Genomic DNA, 18,911 nt, shown 5'->3' on the forward strand with positions numbered 1-18,911 from the left:
GCAAAAAGACTTCCAGGCAGTACATGAAAGTCTTCACTCAATTATTTCTTCTTTCTCTTTCTTTTCATAATCAAGACAACAGCTCCGATAATCAAGACAACCAAAATTCCGGCCGTGATGCTGATCGTTTTAACCTTCGGAACAATCACCTCAAACTCAACTGGCGTTTCAGTCGCTGTCGAGATATCCCAGGACAGGATTTTACCGTTCTCCTCATCGGCATTATTCGAGCCAAATAGCTTATACGGAAGCGCAACCTCCAGTTTCAGATCCGATTGGTCCAGCTTTTGAAGAATGATGGATTGGATGAAGGAGTTACCTGATACATTCTCAATATACCTGCCGATTTGGCTTTGTAAATCAACGGACCCTTTCACATCATAGGCCGTATAAAAGAATGAGTCCTTCTCATCTACAGAAATCTTACTCTCACCTGTTCCACCCTGGATATTGGACAGCGTTTCAAGAGAAGGGTAATGTTTAAACACCTTGATGCCATTCTCGCTCTGTTCCAGCTTGTATTCCGTCCCCTCCAAGGCCTTTTCAATGTATGGACCCGTCAGCGCATACATATCACCATCCATGGATGCCTCAAGCGAGAGATCCGCACTTTTATCTTTGTTTATTTCAACCCGTGCTGTGGAATCCACACATCCTGAAAGGATCAATCCCAATAAAGGAATCACGAGCCATTTAATTAGCTTCATTCTTGTTCCTCCTAATTACAATAAAAATGATAAAACGTTTATTTTTCTATACATAATGTATCACGCATCAGCTTTTTAAAGGAAATAAAACTATGACCTCTTTGCATGATCTATTTTTGTGATTAGAAAGATAAGTGAAAAATATGTAAAAAACAGGTAAATGTTTAGATGGAACTACTTATTTTTTATATTAAAGAGGATAATTTCACCCTTCTTTTATCCCTTTTTCATCCAAAAACAAACCGTAAAATATGAGTACTATGCGCGATTGATATAGTTTTTTCATAAATATACACTTACCTAACAGGAATGAACAATCATTCCGTATCTTGTAAAAAAGGGGTGAATCTTACTGATGACGACTGTAAATAAGCGAAATGATATAGTCTCCAGCGCTTTAATGTTATTTGCAGAAAGAGGATTTGACGCGACTACAATCCCTATGATAGCTACATCTGCCGGAGTAGGGGCAGGAACCATTTATCGTTATTTTGAGAGTAAGGAGTTGCTGGGCAACAAGATTTTTCAAGAGTACTTGGATCTTTTTGCTGAAACGGTACAGAATGGGTTTCCTCATGATGATCCAATTCGCCATCAGTTCCGTCATATATTTAATTCAATGGTGCATTTTACTACCGAGCATGGCCAAGCTCTTTATTTTATTAAATTACATAGTGGGGCCTATTTTTTAAATAAAGATAGTCATGCTAGCTTTCAAGGACTATTGAATATATTTATACATTTCTTTGAGGTTGGAAAAGAGAAACAAGTCATTAAGAAACTCCCTACCTCTGCCTTGATAGCCATTATTTACGGAGCATTTCTGGAGCTTGAACGCCTTGTCCGTATCGGAGAATTGAATCCTGATACGAAACTTTTGGCCGAAGTGGAAGCCAGCTTTTGGGATGCCATCCATTTACATACTTGAATCTTTTTAGTTCACACGAGGAATGAATGTTCCTTCATTCTTTTAACCTATTGAAAGAGGTGCTCATTATATGGAAACCAAAAATCAAATTCCACAGCCCAAGACATATGGCCCCCTAGGCAGCCTGCCAATCATCGATAAAGATAAGTCGATTCAGTCATTCATGAAGCTGTCGCGAGAATTGGGACCAATCTTTCAGTTTCAGTTTCCTGGTAGAATCGCTACATTCGTCTCCAGCGCTTCTCTTGCTGAAGAAATTTGTGATGAAACACGGTTCGATAAGAAAATCGGCCCATCCCTACAAAAGGTACGAGCATTTGGCGGCGATGGTCTCTTCACGAGCGAAACGACCGAACCCAATTGGAAGAAAGCCCATAACATCCTGCTGCCTAGCTTCAGCCAGCAGGCGATGAAAGGCTATCATGCTAAAATGGTTGATCTCGCTACTCAACTCATCCAAAAATGGGCTCGTTTGAATCCAACCGATGAGATAGATGTTCCTGAAGATATGACACGATTGACCCTGGATACGATTGGGCTATGCGGATTCAATTTCCGATTTAACAGCTTTTATCGGGAGGACCCGCATCCTTTCGTCACCAGTATGGTACGTGCACTTAATGAAGCGATGAGCCAAACGCAACGACTTGGCATCCAGGAAAAATTGATGATTAAATCAAAAAAACAATTCAGGGAAGACATTCAATGTATGTTCTCCCTTGTGGATGAATTGATCGCTGAACGAAAACAAAATGGCGACCATGGAGAAGAGGATCTTCTATCCCATATGTTAAAAGGAATCGATCCGGATACAGGGGCTTCACTGGATGATGATAACATCCGTTATCAAATCATAACGTTCTTAATAGCAGGACATGAAACGACAAGCGGTCTCCTGTCCTTCGCCATCTATTTCCTCATGAACAATCGTGACAAGTTACTAAAAGCGCAACAAGAGGTCGATGAAGTATTGGGTGATGGCATCCCAGATTATACACAAGTGAAAAAGCTGAAATATGTCCGGATGGTGCTGAATGAAGCACTTCGTCTATGGCCAACGGCTCCATCATTTACCGTGTATGCAAAAGAGGATACCACGCTGGGTGGAAAATATACCGTGAAGAAAGGGGATCTATTTTCCTTGTTGATTCCCGAGCTTCACCGTGACCGTTCCGTTTGGGGCGATGAAGTGGATGCATTCATTCCGGAGCGATTCGAGGACGCGGATTCTATTCCCCATCATGCTTTTAAACCGTTTGGAAACGGACAGCGCGCCTGTATCGGACAGCAGTTTTCCCTACATGAAGCCACACTTGTACTCGGCATGATTTTACAACATTTCGACTTGATTGATCATGGTGGATATCAATTGGATATCAAAGAAACGTTGACTCTAAAACCGGACGGATTGAAGATGCGCGTTTCACCGAGAAAGAAAATGATAGATTTTGCCACCGTTTCGCGTCCAGAATCGAATCCTGCCGAAAAACAATCCAAGGCTACCATTCAATCTACACATGGCACTCCATTGCTCGTCCTATATGGATCAAACATGGGAACGGCAGAAGGAATAGCCAGGGACCTTGCCGAAACAGGGAAACGACTAGGCTTTGATACTAACCTGGCTACTTTAAATGAATACGCCAACCAGCTTCCAAACAAAGGAGCAGTTCTCATTGTCTCGGCATCTTATAATGGAAATCCCCCAGATAATGCAGGTGACTTCGTTTCCTGGCTAAAGGAAGACAAGGCTGATACATTGGATGGCGTTCACTATGCAATATTCGGTTGCGGAGACCGAAATTGGGCCACTACATACCAACGGATTCCAAACTTCATTAATGAACAGCTGGAACAAAAAGGAGCTGTCCGATTCTCGGATACAGGATATGGAGATGCAAGCAATGATTTCGAAGGGGCTTACGAGAAATGGACCGAAACACTTTGGCAGAATCTTTCAGAAACCCTAAACATTGAAATGGATGCCAGTGATCAGGAAAGCAGCTCTATCACGATGAACTTCGTGAGCGATGTGAGCGGTACACCTCTTGCCCGTAGCCATCATGCATGCACCTCTATTATTAAAAGAAATGTCGAATTACAACATGTAGAGAGCGGAAGAAGTACACGCCATATAGAATTGACATTGCCTGAAGGGATGAAGTACCAGGAAGGCGATCACCTAGGGGTACTTCCGCAAAATCCCACGGAGCTTGTCAAGCGGGTGCTCCGTCGTTTCAAACTGAACAGCCAAGATTACGTACAACTGACTGGAGAATCCGGAAAAGCAGCCCATCTTCCTACAGAAAAACCTGTAAAAATCGAGGAGTTGCTGTCAAACTATGTGGAACTACAAGAACCTGCCACCCGGTCCCAAATTCGGATGCTTGCCGCCTATACGGTATGTCCTCCACATGTAAAGGAACTTGAAGATTTACTTTTGGACACTACCTATAAACAAGAAATCCTGAATAAGCGTATAACCATGCTTGACCTAATAGAAAAATACCTTGCATGCGAGATTCCGTTTGAACGTTTCTTGGCTTTACTGCCACCATTAAAAGCAAGATACTACTCCATCTCTAGCTCACCTTTCCACCATGAAGGAGAAGCAAGCATTACAGTCAGCGTAGTTCGTGGGGAAGCTTTGAGCGGAAACGGAAAATATAAAGGCATTGCATCGAATTATTTGGCAGGACGCTCCAAAGGAGACAAAATCGCCTGCTTTATCCATACGCCGCAATCCCATTTCCAACTTCCGAAAACACCTGAAAAACCGATCATCATGATTGGCCCTGGAACGGGAATTGCACCATTTAGGGGATTCATACAGGCCCGTCACGCTTTAAAGGAAAAAGGTGCAGCATTAGGCCCTGCCCATCTTTACTTTGGATGCCGTAACCCAGAACACGATTTTCTTTATCAAGAAGAACTTGTGCAAGCCGAACAGGATGGTCTTGTCACTCTAAACACCGCCTACTCAAGATGTCCTGGCCAAGAAAAAACATATGTCCAGAACCGCTTGGCAGAAAACGCCCATGAAATCCTTGCTTTATTAAAAGAAGGAGGACATCTATACATCTGCGGAGACGGAAGCAAAATGGCCCCTGATGTTGAACGAACCTTAATCGACAGCTATATGCAAATCTATCAAACACCAAAAGAACAAGCCACCGAATGGCTACAATCATTAGAGGAAAATGGTAGATATGCAAAAGACGTCTGGGCAGGAGCATAAATAGAACAAAGCAGCGGTTCTACGATCGCTGCTTCAGTTTGTTTACAAAAGGGTATTGCCCTTTTTTAAAAAATTCGCTTAGATTAATCATCCAACCTATACTCATTTGTCCGCGAAACACTTCAAATATATAGATTTTACTTGATCCTAGAATCGTTGTTTTAGACTGTAGACAAACTCGGGTGAAAAATGCGTTTGTCCATGTGAACGTTGATTTCCACTTCAGGCACTCGCTTTCCGCGGGCGGTCGGTGAGCCTCCTCGGCTTCGCCAAGGTGTCTCCCCTAGACGCGCATTTCCCGCAGGAGTCTCGTACCTTCCGTTCCAATCAACTTTGCGTAATCAACCTGCTTTGTTTATTAATATACTTACCTTAAGAACTTGCAATACACCTCCATCAAGTTAGGAAACTAATTACATACATTTTTCATACTTAAATAACAAAAGCTTTTCAGTTAGCTGAACTTCTCCTATTTTTTTATAACCGAATTTTTCATAAAAATATTGATTTCTTTTATTTAAATATGGAGTATATAAACGCCAAATTTTTATTGATGGAAATTCAGTCTCAATTAATTTCATGATCTTTGTTCCGATACCTTTATTTTGATATTCATTTGCTATGAATAGTTTGTCTAATAAGAGAATATTTTCTTTTTTACGGATATCTATTCCACCGATCACGTTATCATTTGACCATATTGTGTAATGAATAGAGTGTGCTATATTTTCGATTAGTTTTTCATGTGTTTCATTTACAGGAGATGTATCATGGTCTTGGTATAAGTTATAGTCTTCTGCAAAAGCCTTTTTCTGAATAGTCAACAACATGTCTACCTCAGTTAAACTTGTTCTTTTGATGATAATTTCCATCTGTGATTCACACCCCTTTTTTGAGCCTCTTAATTATCTACAATTCTATATAAATTATGAATATACTTATTGAAAGTCCCCATTGTGCTTCATAGCGATTATTGCATTATATTAGTGGCCTCTTTACTTTTTCGAAAATTAGCATACTCTTCTTCAAAAGACATAAACCAGTAGCCGGAATCGTCCTGGTCACAGATAGCCTTCCTCACTTCCTTAAAACCATTGGGAGTAAAGCTATATGCATAAACTCTTTGTACATCAAATAGAGCGTCATAATAACGATAGACCATTAGAACATTCGAGTTTTGCACTGCGTTCTTTTGAATGATTAATTCGTTAAGATAATCCATTCTTTCTTCCGATTCTATGTATTGGATCCCTATCACATTATGAGGAATGAACCCTTCTTCTGTATCCGAAAAGAGTTTTTCGATAGTATCCATATCCTTATCCCAAATAGATTCCCTTTCTAGATGCAGGGCAAGATATAAGAAATTTTCTTCATCCTTTCTCCCATCATATTTCCACCATGATAAATCCATCGGTCTTGAACGCCCCATGGTTTTATCAAACTTGGAATCTTCGATAAAAGAATCAAATCCCAACATCTCACCTAGATTGGCGAAATAATCTATTTCGCGTTTCGTGAACATGGAACGGTTATGTAGTTTGGCCAGGTTCATTCTTCGGTAATTTCGTACATACCCATCAAAAAATTGCATCAGATTAAAGTATTGCTTTTCCATAAATATCTTCCTTCCTGATAAAAACCGACAAGTAATTTGTTACTATTTTACCATTACATGTAATTTATTGTAACAAAATTAAACCTTTGAAATTACTCACGAAGTTGAATTTAAACAATAATACTTATCCAATGCCAGTTACTAGACGTGAGTGAGGACAAACTATATATAAAAAAAGACCCGGATTCGGAAATGTTACTTTACCGAATTCCAGGTCTGATTAAATTTCTACTGCTCCTCCACCACTTCAGGATGTTCAAAGGTATCAAGCAATGCGCGCACTTCATCCGTTGATTTTGTGTTCATCAATTGATTTCTCAGCTCACTTGCCCCTCTGAATCCACGGACATAGATTTTGAAAAAGCGAGGAGGCTGAAAGAACGTTTAAGATTAAAGGAAGTACAGGTTCGATTTTCACTACTATGAAACATATAACAATCTTGAACAAAAACAGGACAAAGTCTTAATCCAAATTTCCTAATTAGTATTTTTTTCCGCTTGTAAACATACAACTTTGATTGCATAATAAGGTCTTTGTAAAGCCAATACAACCGAGGGCGGTAAAACACAGATGAGAAACAAATTAATACTAATGTCGGCACTATCTTTAGCACTTATATCAGGGTGCACATCCGATAAAGAACCTGTTACAGTTGGAGGCATTACTAAAGCCTTTGCTGATGCAAAACTTCCAATAGGAGATATTGAATCATTCAACAAAGATACTGATCCAAACAAACAGCTTGGCAAACCTGGATATTATACCGAAAAAGCAGATTTTGCCGATAATAGGTTGGAGCAGGTTGATAATGAATATTCCGATGAAAAAGATCTTACCGGTGGAAAAATAGAAATTTTTGAAAGTGAAGAGGATGCTCAAAAACGGTTTAATTATTTAGAAAAAATGAACGATCCCGAATTAGGACCCCTTGCATTAGACGAATATGTGTACTTGCAGGACAATGTTCTATTAAGAATCACCTATGATTTGAGTGAAAAACAAGCAAAAGAATATAATGAAACATTGGAAAATTATTTGAAATAAGTAACTACATAACAGAAAAACAGGTGCGGAAAAATAATTAATTTTTCCGCACCTGTTTTAATTTAATTACTAAACAAATGACCTTACCTTTTAAGGAACATTAGTACAATGGTCACACTTTTACCTTGAAAGGTTTCTTCTACTGCTCCTCCACCACTTCAGGATGTTCAAAGGTATCAAGCAATGCGCGCACTTCATCAGTTGATTTTGTGTTCATCAATTGGTTTCTCAGTTCACTTGCCCCTCTGAATCCACGGACATAGATTTTGAAAAAGCGAGGTAGGGGCTTGAACGAACGTGGTACGATTTCTGAATATTTATCATGAAGATCCATATGCAACCTTAAGAGATCAAGCAATTCCCTACTGCTATGCTCTTTCGGCTCTTTTTCGAAGGCAAAAGGATTGTGGAAAATGCCACGTCCAATCATGACTCCATCCACACCGTATTTTTCAGCAAGTTCCAAGCCCGTTTCGCGGTCAGGGATATCCCCATTGATCGTCAGAAGGGTATCTGGTGCCACTTCATCACGAAGTTTCTTGATTTCCGGTATCAGTTCCCAATGAGCGTCGACTTTGCTCATTTCCTTCCTTGTACGCAGATGGATGGAAAGGTTGGCAATATCTTGTTTCAAGATGTGTGTGAGCCAGTCGCGCCATTCCTCGACTTCCGTGTAGCCAAGTCTTGTCTTCACGCTTACGGGCAAGCCGCCTGCCTTTGCGGCTTGGATTAATTCAGCTGCGACTTCAGGACGACAGATCAGGCCACTCCCTTTCCCATTCCCGGCTACATTAGGGACGGGACAGCCCATATTGATATCAATGCCCTTGAACCCTTGTTCAGCCATACCAATGCTCATTTCCCTGAAGTTTTCAGGCCTATCTCCCCATATATGGGCAACAATCGGTTGTTCGTCCTCTGTAAAAGTCAAACGACCACGGACACTTTGTTTCCCCTCAGGGTGACAATAACTTTCCGAGTTTGTAAACTCTGTAAAAAACACATCAGGTCTACCTGCTTCAGCCACTACATGGCGAAACACAACATCCGTCACTTCTTCCATTGGAGCCAGTACAAAAAATGGTCGTGGCAAATCACGCCAAAAATTATCTTTCATCTTCAGATTCAAGTCCTCTCATTAGGGGCTATTCCCTCAATTTTTACTGCATATGCTATAAACATCTTCGAAAAGGAAAAGACAGTCCCGCCAAGGGTTGCCATGAAAAAGGCCCGGATTTCGGTCATGTTATGAACCGAAAACCGAGACTGAATGGGACATGTTTTTTATGTGAATTACTTTTTCAACGACAATTTCGTTACAACTTCAACATGACTTGTCTGCGGGAACATATCCACAGGCTGCATGGTTTCTACGTTATATAGAGCACTCAATTCATGTAGGTCTTTTGCCAATGTGGATGGGTTACACGATACGTATACCATGGTTTTTGGTTTGACCTTCAGGATGGTTTGCAGTAACGATTGGTCCAGGCCGGTTCTTGGTGGATCGACGACTAGTACGTCTGGTTTCCAGCCTTCTCTGATCCAGCGTGGCAGGATGTTTTCGGCTTTTCCTGTTTCGTAGTGCATGTTGGTACGTTTATGTTTGATGGCATTTTTTTTGGCGTCTTCGATTGATTCTTTGATGACGTCCATGCCACGTACTTCTTTTGCATCTTCCGATAACCAAAGTCCGATCGTCCCTACGCCGCAATAAGCGTCGACGACTTTTTCCGTACCGGTTAGGGCTGCCGCTTTTTTCACTTCTTCATACATGCGAACCGTTTGGACCGGGTTCAATTGGAAGAATGTGCGCGCTGATAGTTCATACGATAGGTCACCCAATGTTTCGTTGATGACTTTTTCGCCAGCAAGGTGGATCGTTTTTTCACCGAAGATCAGCGATGTGTTTTGGTTATTGACGTTTTGAACAACCGATTTCACTTCCGGCAGTTGGTCGCGGATTTGTTTGAGCAATTGATCTTTTTGTGGAATTTCTTCCGCTCCGGTTACTAAGACCACTTGCACTTCGCCCGTTTCGAATCCGACGCGTGTGATGATCGTACGGATGACGCCTTTTCTTTTTCTTTCATTATAAACTGAGATATTCAGGTTCTTCAGGATCTTTTTCACCGTACGCGTAATTTTATTCGTAGCCTTATGTTGCACTAGGCAGTTCGGGATATCGATCAATGTATGGGAATTCAAGCCGTAAAGTCCGGCAATCAGCTTGCCATCTTTCAAGCCGACTTGGTATTGGCTTTTGTTGCGGTAGTTCCAAGGATTTTCCATGCCGATGGTTTCTTGGATATCCAATGAATCAATCGGGAAATCCGTATGACGTTCCATCGCTTGGATGACCATATCACGTTTTTCGACCAATTGTTGGTCATAGCTTAAATGTTGCAGCTGGCAGCCACCACATTGTTCGTAGACAGGACATGGTGCGGCAATGCGGTGCGGTGATTCTTTCCGGATCGTTTTGATTTTCGCTTCGGAAAAATTCGGCTGCACCTTCGTGATCATGGCAACGATTTCTTCACCAGGAAGAGCACCTGGGACGAACACGACTTTCTTCTTGAAATAGCCGACTCCCTCTCCGTTGATGCCAAGGCGTTTAATGGTTAAGGGCAAGGTTTGATTTACTTCTAGGGTTGTATCTTGAAAGTTTGTCATTTCTTTTCACTCCGTTTTTCGATGCTTCTCCACAAATAGAGGGAAGCGTAGCTTAGATATGGGGCCCACTTTATACTGTAGGTCTCCATTTCTTCTTGGGTCGGCTTTTGCGGTAAGCCATATAGTTGTTTCAAGGCATTTTGGATGCCAATATCGGCTTTTGGGAAAAGGTTCGGTCGCCCTAAGCCAAACAGCAGGAAGTTTTCCGCCGTCCATCTGCCGATTCCGCGTATTTTTATAAGTGTATCCATAACCTCTTGATCGGATAGCTTGTCCAGCTGATCCACATCAAGAGTCCCCTGGACGATTTGCTGAGATAAACCGATGACGTACTCCGCTTTTCGGCCGCTGAATTGAATCGCCCTCAGTTGTTCGACCTGAAGCTGTGCAGTCGTTTCCGGTGTTGGGTAAAACCAGGCCCCATCGATTTGGTAGCCAAATGTTTTAACGAATCGTTCTGTGAGCGTATGAGCAAAAGCCAGGTTCAATTGCTGGTGAATGATGCATTTGACGAGGCAGCTGTAATAATCAAAGTCCAAAACAATGGCCGTGCCGCGATGCTCTTCAAATATGTCCTGTAAATCAGACTCCAGGAAGTGCTGAGAAACCGCTTCTAATGGCTCATGCCAGTGGAAAACTTTTTTTAAGCGTTGCAGCGCTTTTGGCTTGTTGTCCACCGATTGTCCTTTGATGATGAAAACCGGATCTTCGGTATCACCGATTGCCTGTACCTGCAAAACAATTGGTTCTTTTTCTATATATAATGGAACTTTTACCGTCCTGTTCGTAAAATCAACTACTTGAAGTGGGTCCAACGATAATCGTTCGAGTACAAGATCAAAATTATAGGGTCCTTGGACCTCTAATTTTTCCGTCCACACAAGTGATCCATCCTTTAGCAGTTTTCCAGGTATTATAGCATGTTTCCGGAAATATTACTTGTAAATGAGGATAATGGAAAAAAGCGGAACCTGATTTTCCTAGTCAGGTTCCGCCTTTCATATTAATATAACATCCGGTTCGGCAGTTGTTTTTCCACCATTAAATCATCCAGGCTTTTAAATGAGTAACCTTGTTTTTCAAGATCCGTGAGAATCGAATCGAGTGCTACGGCATTATCTTTCGAAACGGTATGCAGCAGTAAAATCGCACCCGGATGGATTTGCCTCATCACTTCATCATGCGCGAAAGCCGCTCCACGCTGTTGATCCACGACCCAGTCCTTATAAGCAAGCGACCAGAAAATATGATAGTAGCCTTCTTGTTGGGCAATCTTCATGGTTCTTTCATTAAAAACCCCACGCGGTGGCCGCAAATAATTCATTCCCTTTTGCCCCGTCAACTTTTCCGTCGCATCCTTGACCCTTAGTAATTCGGTACGGATGACACCGTCTGTCACGCTTGTCATGTCCGGGTGGTTCCAGGAATGGTTCCCGACGATATGTCCTTCATTGGCCATCCGGACGACAAGTTCAGGCGCCGTTTTTAAATAGTGGCCGGTGACGAAAAAAGCTCCCGGTGCCTTATGTTTTTTTAGCACATCTAAAATCTGTGCCGTATAGCCATTTTCATAGCCATTATCAAATGTTAAGTAGATATCCTTTTTGGATGGATCTCCTTTATAAATCGCTTCATATTTAGGCAGCATCTCATTAAAATTCTGACCCGCATCCGCCGGAGTTCCGTTTTTCCCTTTATTGAAGCCCCAGTTATAGGACTCCCCAAAAGCCGGACTCGCAAAAGACAAGAGTAAACAGAGAATAGCCGACATCATCACCATTTTTTTCATTGAATTTGTCCCCCATATTCCTTTTTCTTAGTGTTTGAAACAGAGGGATTTATATGCATGATTTTGCTTGTGCTCGAATTTCGGTTTTATTGGCTAGCTTATAGAGCTGGGCGTTGAATTATCGCTATGAATGTTGAATTATTGCCCTGAATGTTGAATTAATCCCCTGAATGTTGAATTATCATCATCTGTGCTCGAATATCGACTTTGCTGGCCAGCTTAAACACACTATTTTCCTCGAATGTTGAATTATTGCCCTGAATGTTGAATTAATCCTTTGAATGTTGAATTATCATCATCTCTGATCGAATATCAACTTTGCTGGCCACCTTAAACATACTATTTTCACCGAATGTTGAATTATCGCTGTGAATGTTGAATTATCACCATCTGTAACCGAATTTGACTTTACTGGCCACCTTAAATATACTTTTTTCCTCGAATGTTGAATTATCGCTGTGAATGTTGAATTAATCCCCTGAATGTTGAATTATCGCCCCCAATGTCGAATTATCCACAATCACCGTCGAATTAGAATCAGAACTCCGCAAAAAAAAAGAGCCTGTCCCATAAATGAGATAGGCCCCCCGAATTCAGTTTATCCTTTGAATAACGTCTGTGCGGCCTGCCAAATGATGGCGATGGCAAATACAAGTACGATTATGATCCCGAAAAATGCTAGAAATGTTCCTAGGCCGGAGAAAATCGTGCCTGCCACAGGAAGTAGGATAAAAGCAAACCCTGTTAACATTGCGATAAAGTATAGGAAGTAATTATTCTGCATAAAAACCCCCTCCTTTCACTTATAATTTATGCATTAAAATTCTGATAGATTGTACTGCTTTCAGGTAATAATGGCCTTTTTTTTCATATACATTAGAAAAGGGGGCGTATGTCATGCTTGATTGGTTGATTGTGATGGGGTTTATCGGTTGTCTTGCGCTTGGAGCTGGGGTGTTTATCTATTTTGTGAGGAGCGGTTTTGATTCGAGTGATATTTCACGAATCGATCCGTTTCCAGAACCAGAATCAGTGTCGGAACCGGACCCTGAATCTATACCGGATATGGAGTCACCTGAAACAAGTTCGGAATCTTACTCTGAACCAGACCTTGAATCGGAATCTTTCCCCAATAAGGAAAACTAACATAAAGAGGACGCTCGACCGATTCGGTGAGCGTCCTTTTTATATGATTTATTTGAAAACAGGTTCTTTGAATTGAGCCAGTTTGTCCAATGATGATTGTTGAACATCTTTGTGCAGGCTGTTTCCGTGTGAATCCATTGTGACGACGGCTGTGAAGCCTTCGACGTTCAGGTGCCACATCGCTTCTGGAATACCGAATTCGGTGAAGTTCACGCCTTCTACCGATTTAATGCAGTCTGCATAGTATTGAGCGGCTCCGCCAATTGCGTTAAGGTACACGCCGCCATGTTCGCTCAAGGCTTCTAGCGTTTTTGGACCCATTCCGCCTTTACCGATGACCGCACGAATACCGAAACGTTTCATGATATCGCCTTGATAAGGTTCTTCACGGATGCTTGTTGTCGGTCCAGCTGCCTTCACATGCCATTTGCCTTCTTCATCCTTTAACATAACCGGTCCGCAATGGTAGATGATCTGTCCATCCAGGTCGATGGGAGAAGGATTTTCGGACAAGTGTTTATGGATGGCGTCACGGCCAGTGTACATTCTGCCGTTGATATGCACGACATCACCGACCTGAAGCGCGCGGATTTGCTCTTCCGTGATTGGTGCTTGAAGCGTAATTTCACGCGGTGCTTCCACTTCTTCTTCTATAGATGCGGCCACTTCTTCTTTCGCTGCTTTTTCAGCTTCACGAGCGAAGTCGATTTTCTCGCCTTCTTGATACAACCATTCGTTGATCGCGCCCGTTTCTGGGTTCACTTTCACGCCTAGGCGGCGGAAAGCCCAACAGTTGTAAGCAACGGATACGAAGAAACTTGCAGGGATACGGTGCATGACGCCGACCTTACAGCCCAGCAAAGTCGTTTCGCCGCCGAAGCCCATTGTCCCTATTCCCAGCTCATTAGCTTTTTCCATAATGTACTCTTCCAGCTTACGAAGATCTTCATTCGGATTCACATCTTCATTGCTGCGGAAAAGTTGTGCTTTAGCCAAGTCATATCCGGATGAACGGTCTCCCCCGATACCGACACCGATGAACCCGGCACTACAGCCTTGACCTTGCGCTTGGTAAACAGAATGAAGGATGCATTTACGGATTCCGTCCAAATCACGGCCCGCTTTCCCTAATCCTTCAAGCTCCATTGGTAGGCTGTATTGAATATTTTTGTTTTCGCAGCCGCCACCTTTAAGGATCAAGCGCACATCAATGTAATCTTCTTCCCATTGATCGAATTTCATGACAGGAAGACCTTCCCCAAGGTTATCTCCGCTGTTTTTGCCTGTCAAAGAATCGACGGCGTTCGGACGAAGTTTGCCGCCCTTTGTCGCTAAAATCATGGCATTGCGAATTGCTTCTTTTATTTCAAGTTGGTTTACGCCAACAGGAGTTTTAATTTTGAAAGTAGGCAGACCTGTATCTTGGCAAATCGGTGATACATTGTCGTCAGCCATTGTAATATTATTCGTGATGGTCGCTAGGCTCAAAGCTGAACGCGTACCTGCATTCTCACGTTGTTTCGCGCTCTTGACCGCACGACGAACATCCTTTGGAAGATTCGTTGAAGTTTCAACGATAAGACTGTACATGTTTTCTTGGAATTTTTGAATATCCAAATTTCTCTTCCCCCTCTTAATCCCCTTGATATAATTACGACAAAAGTTGTCATGATTTGACACCCGTCTTATTATACATCTTCCATAATCTTTCGAAAACAAGTAATTCATTATCTTCATAAATAATGACATATAAAAAGGGATGACGTCTTATCGCCATCCCTTTTGAGCATATTCATATTTAAAAAATCATAGTATTGTACAGGTATTAGTCTTCTGAACGAGTTTTGAATTGTACTACTTTATCTTCCAGATCATCTAGCATGCCGATTAGACGGTCGATGTCTTCCAGTTCTGTACTTTCAGGTTCTATATGATCAAGAACCTCCATGAACATCGTCAGGCGTTCCTTAAGATAGGATAATTGGTCGCTTTTATCTGTAATGGATTTTCCCATGAGGCACTCTCCTTCTGTTCTTCCTTCCATCGTAACCAAAATTGCTTCAAAGTGCAATGGCAAGCTATTGCCTAGGTTAGCCATTTGACAATTTTTGTCCCCATTGTTCATAATGGGTTAGTGCATTATTACGTAAGGAGTTTTAAACATGTCCATAATGAAGCAAGACCTCTTAACACCCATTACGCCCAAGCATGATCCTTGGGAAGCATATATGGACGTTGATCAATACGGGAAGCTCACTCTGACCAATGTGGAATTCACAACCACTACCCTATGCAACATGCGTTGTGAACATTGTGCAGTCGGTTACACGCTGCAGCCGAAAGACCCCGATGCCCTTCCTTTGGAATTGTTGATTCAGCGCCTTGACGAGATCCCATCGCTCCGCTCGCTAAGCATAACAGGCGGCGAACCGATGCTTTCAAAAAAACAAGTGAAAAATTATGTGTTGCCTCTATTGAAATATGCACGCACCCGGGGAGTCCGCACCCAGATAAATTCCAACTTGACGCTGGACCTGGAAAGGTATGAGGAAATCATCCCTTATCTGGATGTTCTTCATATTTCCCATAACTGGGGAACGATCGATGAGTTCATCGATGTCGGCTTTGCCATGATGGACCGAAAGCCTACCCGTGAGCAACGGAAGAAGTTATTTGATAAAATGATCGAAAATTCCCGTGCCCTGACAAAAGCGGGCGTGCTGGTTTCGGCTGAAACGATGCTGAACAAAAGCACCTTGCCGCATCTTGAGCATATCCACAGACAAATCGTGGAGGAAATGGGCTGTCAGCGCCATGAGATCCATCCGATGTATCCTAGTGATTTTGCTTCGGCCCTTGAAACGTTACCATTGAATAAAATGCGTGAAGCCATCCATCATCTACTTGATATCCGGGATGAAAACGTTTGGATGTTATTCGGTACGTTGCCTTTCTATCCTTGTAATACAAATCCTGAAGACATTGAACTTCTGCAACGCCTTTACAGTACAAAAAAAGTGACAGTTCGTAATGACCCGGATGGACGCTCACGCCTGAACGTCAACATTTTTACCGGGGAAGTCATCGTCACCGATTTCGGGGACGCTCCGACACTCGGTAACATCCAGGATCAGCCCCTGACTGAATCCTATGACACATGGATGAATTCCAAACTGGCCAATGAACTGAATTGCCACTGCTCAAGCGTTAAATGCCTAGGACCCAACGTCCTTGTCAAAAATGCTTACTATCCACAAGATGACTTCAAAACAAGAAAATCTATTATATAAAAATAAAACTCGCCAAATCCGGCGAGTTTTATTTTTATCTTGGCTGCTGTGTAACTGTAAAGCTAAAGGAAATATGGTCTTGTACAGGAATCCAAGCTCCGATGCCTTGCGAGGTGATATTTTTAATTGCAATCTCTCGCTTATTTCCCTTCAGGTTCAAATATACTTCCCCATAGGTGACTTTCCCTTTTTCATTGACGGCTGAGGCATAACTGGATAAATAACCAATCCGGTTGGAAGCAATATTGTATACTTCGTCCTTTTTCGTTCCTGCTCCGATGATTGTCTTAAATGCCAGTGGCAAATTGGTTTTCTCCGTTGCTTTTAACAGCATCATTTTTTGGACATCTTCCGACTTTGGAATTTTTGCGGTCAAGCCCCCGCTCACTTCCTTCTGACTTTCTTGAACATAACGGATCCGATATGGAGCGTCTCCACCGCGGTTATCATAGTAATTCGTGTTGATCTTTTGATACTCCCAATTGGGGGACGTCTCTAAGGACTCATAATTCAACGCCCAATGACCAAGGTAAATGGTCGCTCTATATCCAAAAGCAAGTGGCGCTTTTGCAATCGCTGATTCATTCAGCATATGAATGAGTTCTGGATTTTCAATTTTTGTATCGGATGAATCAATCAATTGTTGGGCAAATTTGCTAGCTTGCAGCATAGGTAGATCTTGAGTCGGGTTTGGATAGGTATTTTCCTTGGCAACATTTAAAACGGAAGGTGGGATATTCACTTTGTTCCGGTTTTGTTTGTCTTCTGCATCCACATTTACATTCGTCTGAATGAAAGCAGCTAATGCAATCATTGTGATAATCATAAGTCGTCTCATGCTGTCGTCTCCTTTAAAGGGTTCCATCTTTTGTTTATAGATTTTGTATCTATTCGACATTCTATACATGTCGGGTAGAAGTGAATTTTGTAACATATTTGTAAAGTTCAGAATATTTACTTTTCTTTAAAGATGGAGTATACTTAATTTACCTTATAAAAAGGAGGCGAAAACGTTCATACCTAATACCCTTCAGGAGGTATGCTTATCGATCAATCTACGACACCCTTTCAAAGGATGACAGAAAACGTATTCGCCACTACTTACATTTCAAAAAAGGAAAGGGCGGTGTAACCCTCTAGAATATTTCACTACTTTAACAGAAGTATCTTTTTACTTTAACAGAAGCATGATGAAAAATTTTGGATGAATTTATGGATTGTACTACTATACCTTTATAAAAATGACTCTGCTACGTCTTAATCACAGCAGAGTCATTTTTGTATGCATTTATAATGTAAAGACCTTCCACATTCGGAAGGCCCCCCTTTTATAATAAATAAAAACCGATTCCCATTATGAAATAGGCAGCCAATAGCGTAAGCCCTTCAAACCAGTTCGTCTCTCCATCATTCGAGATCATGATCATCAATAGAACAGCCGTGACCATGGAAATCAATTCTGGCAGTGTGAAGACAAGTGGCATATCCGTTGAGAACATCAATGAGACCAACACAAGAACCGGTGCGACGAACATCGCTACTTGCAAGGTGGAACCGACGGCGATTTCGACGGCGACGTCCATCTTGTTTTTGTAGGCCATCATGATGGCGGAAGCATGCTCAGCCGCATTTCCTACAATGGCCACGATAATGACCCCGATGAACAATTGGGACCATCCGAAGGTTTCACCAACTTCACTGAACGTATGTACCAGTTTCTCCGATACGAAAGCAACAGCAAGTGTAGCCAAGGCAAGTACCAAGATTGATCTTCTCTTGCTCCATTCTGGGATTTCCTCTTCTTGCTCCTCTTCTCCAACCCCTTTTTCCGAAGGTTGGTATACCCCGCGGTGCGTCACTAATTTAAAGAACAAGGCAGCTAGGTATAATAAGATTAAGATAACGGAAATTCCGACACTTAACGACATCGTGCTTGTCTCGTTCATATTCTGCGAGAAGACTTCAGGAATAACAAAGGCAACAACGATGGCAAAAATCAATAATCCAGCGTTATGTCTTGCATCATAAACATTGAATTTCTGGCGCTTATATTTAGTCCCCCCGATAAAGAAAGATAATCCAGCGACCAGCAATAAATTCCCTATAACCGATCCTGTCAAAGAGGCTAATACGACACCAATCAATCCAGCTTTTATGGAGAAAATCGAAATGATCAGCTCAACGGCATTACCAAAGGTAGCATTCAGTAATCCACCAATCCTCGGGCCCATCATGATGGCTAGGCTTTCCGTGGCCCGCCCCATAAATCCCGCAAGCGCTATGATGGTTAAACAATAAATGATAAACATCGCGACACTCGGCCAATGAAGAAAAGACCCAATGAACGATAAAGGAACCCCTAATACGACGAGTCCCAAAAATATTTTATCCAAAAAACTTCCCCTCACTTCTATAAATCCTTTTATATGTAGCAAAAATAATCATACCCATTTTTGTTGAAATGAAAAAGAAAA

Annotated in this window: 17 protein-coding genes and 1 pseudogene; 5 read left to right on the forward strand and 13 right to left on the reverse strand. The window is 41.9% G+C overall.

Translation table 11 applies throughout. The features are described 5' to 3' along the window. Positions 1–41: 41 nt before the first annotated feature. Positions 42–707: a hypothetical protein gene (locus ACQKL5_RS09195; RefSeq protein ID WP_427608167.1), complete on the reverse strand. Its 666-nt coding sequence runs from the start codon at positions 705–707 to the stop codon at positions 42–44. A gap of 355 nt (positions 708–1,062) precedes the next feature. Between ACQKL5_RS09195 and ACQKL5_RS09200 the strand changes: the two genes are divergently transcribed. Then, positions 1,063–1,635: a TetR/AcrR family transcriptional regulator gene (locus ACQKL5_RS09200; RefSeq protein WP_427608169.1), complete on the forward strand. Its 573-nt coding sequence runs from the start codon at positions 1,063–1,065 to the stop codon at positions 1,633–1,635. A gap of 70 nt (positions 1,636–1,705) precedes the next feature. Next, positions 1,706–4,873, forward strand: a complete 3,168-nt coding sequence (locus ACQKL5_RS09205; RefSeq protein ID WP_427608171.1) for a bifunctional cytochrome P450/NADPH--P450 reductase — start codon at positions 1,706–1,708, stop codon at positions 4,871–4,873. Positions 4,874–5,286: 413 nt separating this feature from the next. Here the strand turns inward: ACQKL5_RS09205 and ACQKL5_RS09210 are convergent, their stop codons facing one another. The 3 genes and pseudogenes from ACQKL5_RS09210 to ACQKL5_RS09220 form a co-directional block, all read right to left on the reverse strand. Next, the gene (locus ACQKL5_RS09210) at positions 5,287–5,745 is read right to left on the reverse strand and encodes a GNAT family N-acetyltransferase (protein WP_427608172.1); all 459 of its coding nucleotides are present in this window, start codon (positions 5,743–5,745) and stop codon (positions 5,287–5,289) included. A 98-nt stretch (positions 5,746–5,843) separates the two neighbouring features. Then, complete coding sequence (locus ACQKL5_RS09215; protein WP_427608173.1) at positions 5,844–6,467, reverse strand: hypothetical protein; 624 nt, start codon at positions 6,465–6,467, stop codon at positions 5,844–5,846. A 252-nt stretch (positions 6,468–6,719) separates the two neighbouring features. Next, positions 6,720–6,860, reverse strand: a pseudogene (locus ACQKL5_RS09220) (tRNA-dihydrouridine synthase); the annotation flags it as partial. A 202-nt stretch (positions 6,861–7,062) separates the two neighbouring features. Between ACQKL5_RS09220 and ACQKL5_RS09225 the strand changes: the two are divergent. Beyond that, the gene (locus ACQKL5_RS09225; RefSeq protein ID WP_427608175.1) at positions 7,063–7,536 is read left to right on the forward strand and encodes a hypothetical protein; all 474 of its coding nucleotides are present in this window, start codon (positions 7,063–7,065) and stop codon (positions 7,534–7,536) included. Positions 7,537–7,675: 139 nt separating this feature from the next. Here the strand turns inward: ACQKL5_RS09225 and ACQKL5_RS09230 are convergent, their stop codons facing one another. The 5 genes from ACQKL5_RS09230 to ACQKL5_RS09250 form a co-directional block, all read right to left on the reverse strand. After that, the gene (locus ACQKL5_RS09230; protein ID WP_427608177.1) at positions 7,676–8,653 is read right to left on the reverse strand and encodes a tRNA dihydrouridine synthase; all 978 of its coding nucleotides are present in this window, start codon (positions 8,651–8,653) and stop codon (positions 7,676–7,678) included. A 176-nt stretch (positions 8,654–8,829) separates the two neighbouring features. Next, positions 8,830–10,212: a 23S rRNA (uracil(1939)-C(5))-methyltransferase RlmD gene (gene rlmD / locus ACQKL5_RS09235; protein ID WP_427608178.1), complete on the reverse strand. Its 1,383-nt coding sequence runs from the start codon at positions 10,210–10,212 to the stop codon at positions 8,830–8,832. After that, positions 10,209–11,093, reverse strand: coding sequence for a DNA-3-methyladenine glycosylase family protein (locus ACQKL5_RS09240; protein ID WP_427608180.1), 885 nt, complete (start codon positions 11,091–11,093; stop codon positions 10,209–10,211). Before ACQKL5_RS09240 ends, rlmD begins: the two co-directional genes overlap by 4 nt. Before the next feature lie 122 nt (positions 11,094–11,215). Further along, complete coding sequence (gene pdaA / locus ACQKL5_RS09245) at positions 11,216–12,001, reverse strand: delta-lactam-biosynthetic de-N-acetylase (protein ID WP_427608181.1); 786 nt, start codon at positions 11,999–12,001, stop codon at positions 11,216–11,218. A 598-nt stretch (positions 12,002–12,599) separates the two neighbouring features. Next, positions 12,600–12,785, reverse strand: coding sequence for a hypothetical protein (locus ACQKL5_RS09250; RefSeq protein WP_427608183.1), 186 nt, complete (start codon positions 12,783–12,785; stop codon positions 12,600–12,602). 113 nt (positions 12,786–12,898) lie between these two features. Between ACQKL5_RS09250 and ACQKL5_RS09255 the strand changes: the two genes are divergently transcribed. Then, positions 12,899–13,147 (forward strand): hypothetical protein, encoded by a 249-nt coding sequence (locus ACQKL5_RS09255; RefSeq protein ID WP_427608185.1) that lies wholly within the window; start codon positions 12,899–12,901, stop codon positions 13,145–13,147. 48 nt (positions 13,148–13,195) lie between these two features. On the opposite strand, the gene ACQKL5_RS09260 is transcribed toward ACQKL5_RS09255, so the two are convergent. Further along, positions 13,196–14,764 (reverse strand): fumarate hydratase, encoded by a 1,569-nt coding sequence (locus tag ACQKL5_RS09260; protein ID WP_427608186.1) that lies wholly within the window; start codon positions 14,762–14,764, stop codon positions 13,196–13,198. A gap of 208 nt (positions 14,765–14,972) precedes the next feature. Continuing rightward, positions 14,973–15,161, reverse strand: coding sequence for an SE1561 family protein (locus ACQKL5_RS09265; RefSeq protein WP_427608481.1), 189 nt, complete (start codon positions 15,159–15,161; stop codon positions 14,973–14,975). Positions 15,162–15,318: 157 nt separating this feature from the next. Between ACQKL5_RS09265 and yfkAB the strand changes: the two genes are divergently transcribed. After that, positions 15,319–16,437: a radical SAM/CxCxxxxC motif protein YfkAB gene (yfkAB, locus tag ACQKL5_RS09270; protein ID WP_427608482.1), complete on the forward strand. Its 1,119-nt coding sequence runs from the start codon at positions 15,319–15,321 to the stop codon at positions 16,435–16,437. A 34-nt stretch (positions 16,438–16,471) separates the two neighbouring features. Here the strand turns inward: yfkAB and ACQKL5_RS09275 are convergent, their stop codons facing one another. After that, a complete protein-coding gene (locus ACQKL5_RS09275; RefSeq protein WP_427608188.1) occupies positions 16,472–17,275 on the reverse strand; it encodes a YfkD family protein in 804 nt (267 codons plus the stop codon). A gap of 490 nt (positions 17,276–17,765) precedes the next feature. Next, complete coding sequence (gene cax / locus ACQKL5_RS09280; RefSeq protein ID WP_427608190.1) at positions 17,766–18,830, reverse strand: calcium/proton exchanger; 1,065 nt, start codon at positions 18,828–18,830, stop codon at positions 17,766–17,768. Between the last annotated feature and the right edge of the window lie 81 nt (positions 18,831–18,911).

The organism is Peribacillus sp. NPDC097675 (assembly GCF_050277655.1).
GTDB lineage: Bacteria > Bacillota > Bacilli > Bacillales > DSM-1321 > Peribacillus.

Bases quoted from the DNA above. Each gene is read 5' to 3' on its own strand.
- ACQKL5_RS09195 (WP_427608167.1), bottom strand. From the start codon at position 707: ATGAAGCTAATTAAATGGCTCGTGATTCCTTTATTGGGATTGATCCTT.
- ACQKL5_RS09200 (WP_427608169.1), top strand. From the start codon at position 1,063: ATGACGACTGTAAATAAGCGAAATGATATAGTCTCCAGCGCTTTAATG.
- ACQKL5_RS09205 (WP_427608171.1), top strand. From the start codon at position 1,706: ATGGAAACCAAAAATCAAATTCCACAGCCCAAGACATATGGCCCCCTA.
- ACQKL5_RS09210 (WP_427608172.1), bottom strand. From the start codon at position 5,745: ATGGAAATTATCATCAAAAGAACAAGTTTAACTGAGGTAGACATGTTG.
- ACQKL5_RS09215 (WP_427608173.1), bottom strand. From the start codon at position 6,467: ATGCAATTTTTTGATGGGTATGTACGAAATTACCGAAGAATGAACCTG.
- ACQKL5_RS09225 (WP_427608175.1), top strand. From the start codon at position 7,063: ATGAGAAACAAATTAATACTAATGTCGGCACTATCTTTAGCACTTATA.
- ACQKL5_RS09230 (WP_427608177.1), bottom strand. From the start codon at position 8,653: ATGAAAGATAATTTTTGGCGTGATTTGCCACGACCATTTTTTGTACTG.
- rlmD (WP_427608178.1), bottom strand. From the start codon at position 10,212: ATGACAAACTTTCAAGATACAACCCTAGAAGTAAATCAAACCTTGCCC.
- pdaA (WP_427608181.1), bottom strand. From the start codon at position 12,001: ATGAAAAAAATGGTGATGATGTCGGCTATTCTCTGTTTACTCTTGTCT.
- ACQKL5_RS09250 (WP_427608183.1), bottom strand. From the start codon at position 12,785: ATGCAGAATAATTACTTCCTATACTTTATCGCAATGTTAACAGGGTTT.
- ACQKL5_RS09255 (WP_427608185.1), top strand. From the start codon at position 12,899: ATGCTTGATTGGTTGATTGTGATGGGGTTTATCGGTTGTCTTGCGCTT.
- ACQKL5_RS09265 (WP_427608481.1), bottom strand. From the start codon at position 15,161: ATGGGAAAATCCATTACAGATAAAAGCGACCAATTATCCTATCTTAAG.
- yfkAB (WP_427608482.1), top strand. From the start codon at position 15,319: ATGAAGCAAGACCTCTTAACACCCATTACGCCCAAGCATGATCCTTGG.
- ACQKL5_RS09275 (WP_427608188.1), bottom strand. From the start codon at position 17,275: ATGAGACGACTTATGATTATCACAATGATTGCATTAGCTGCTTTCATT.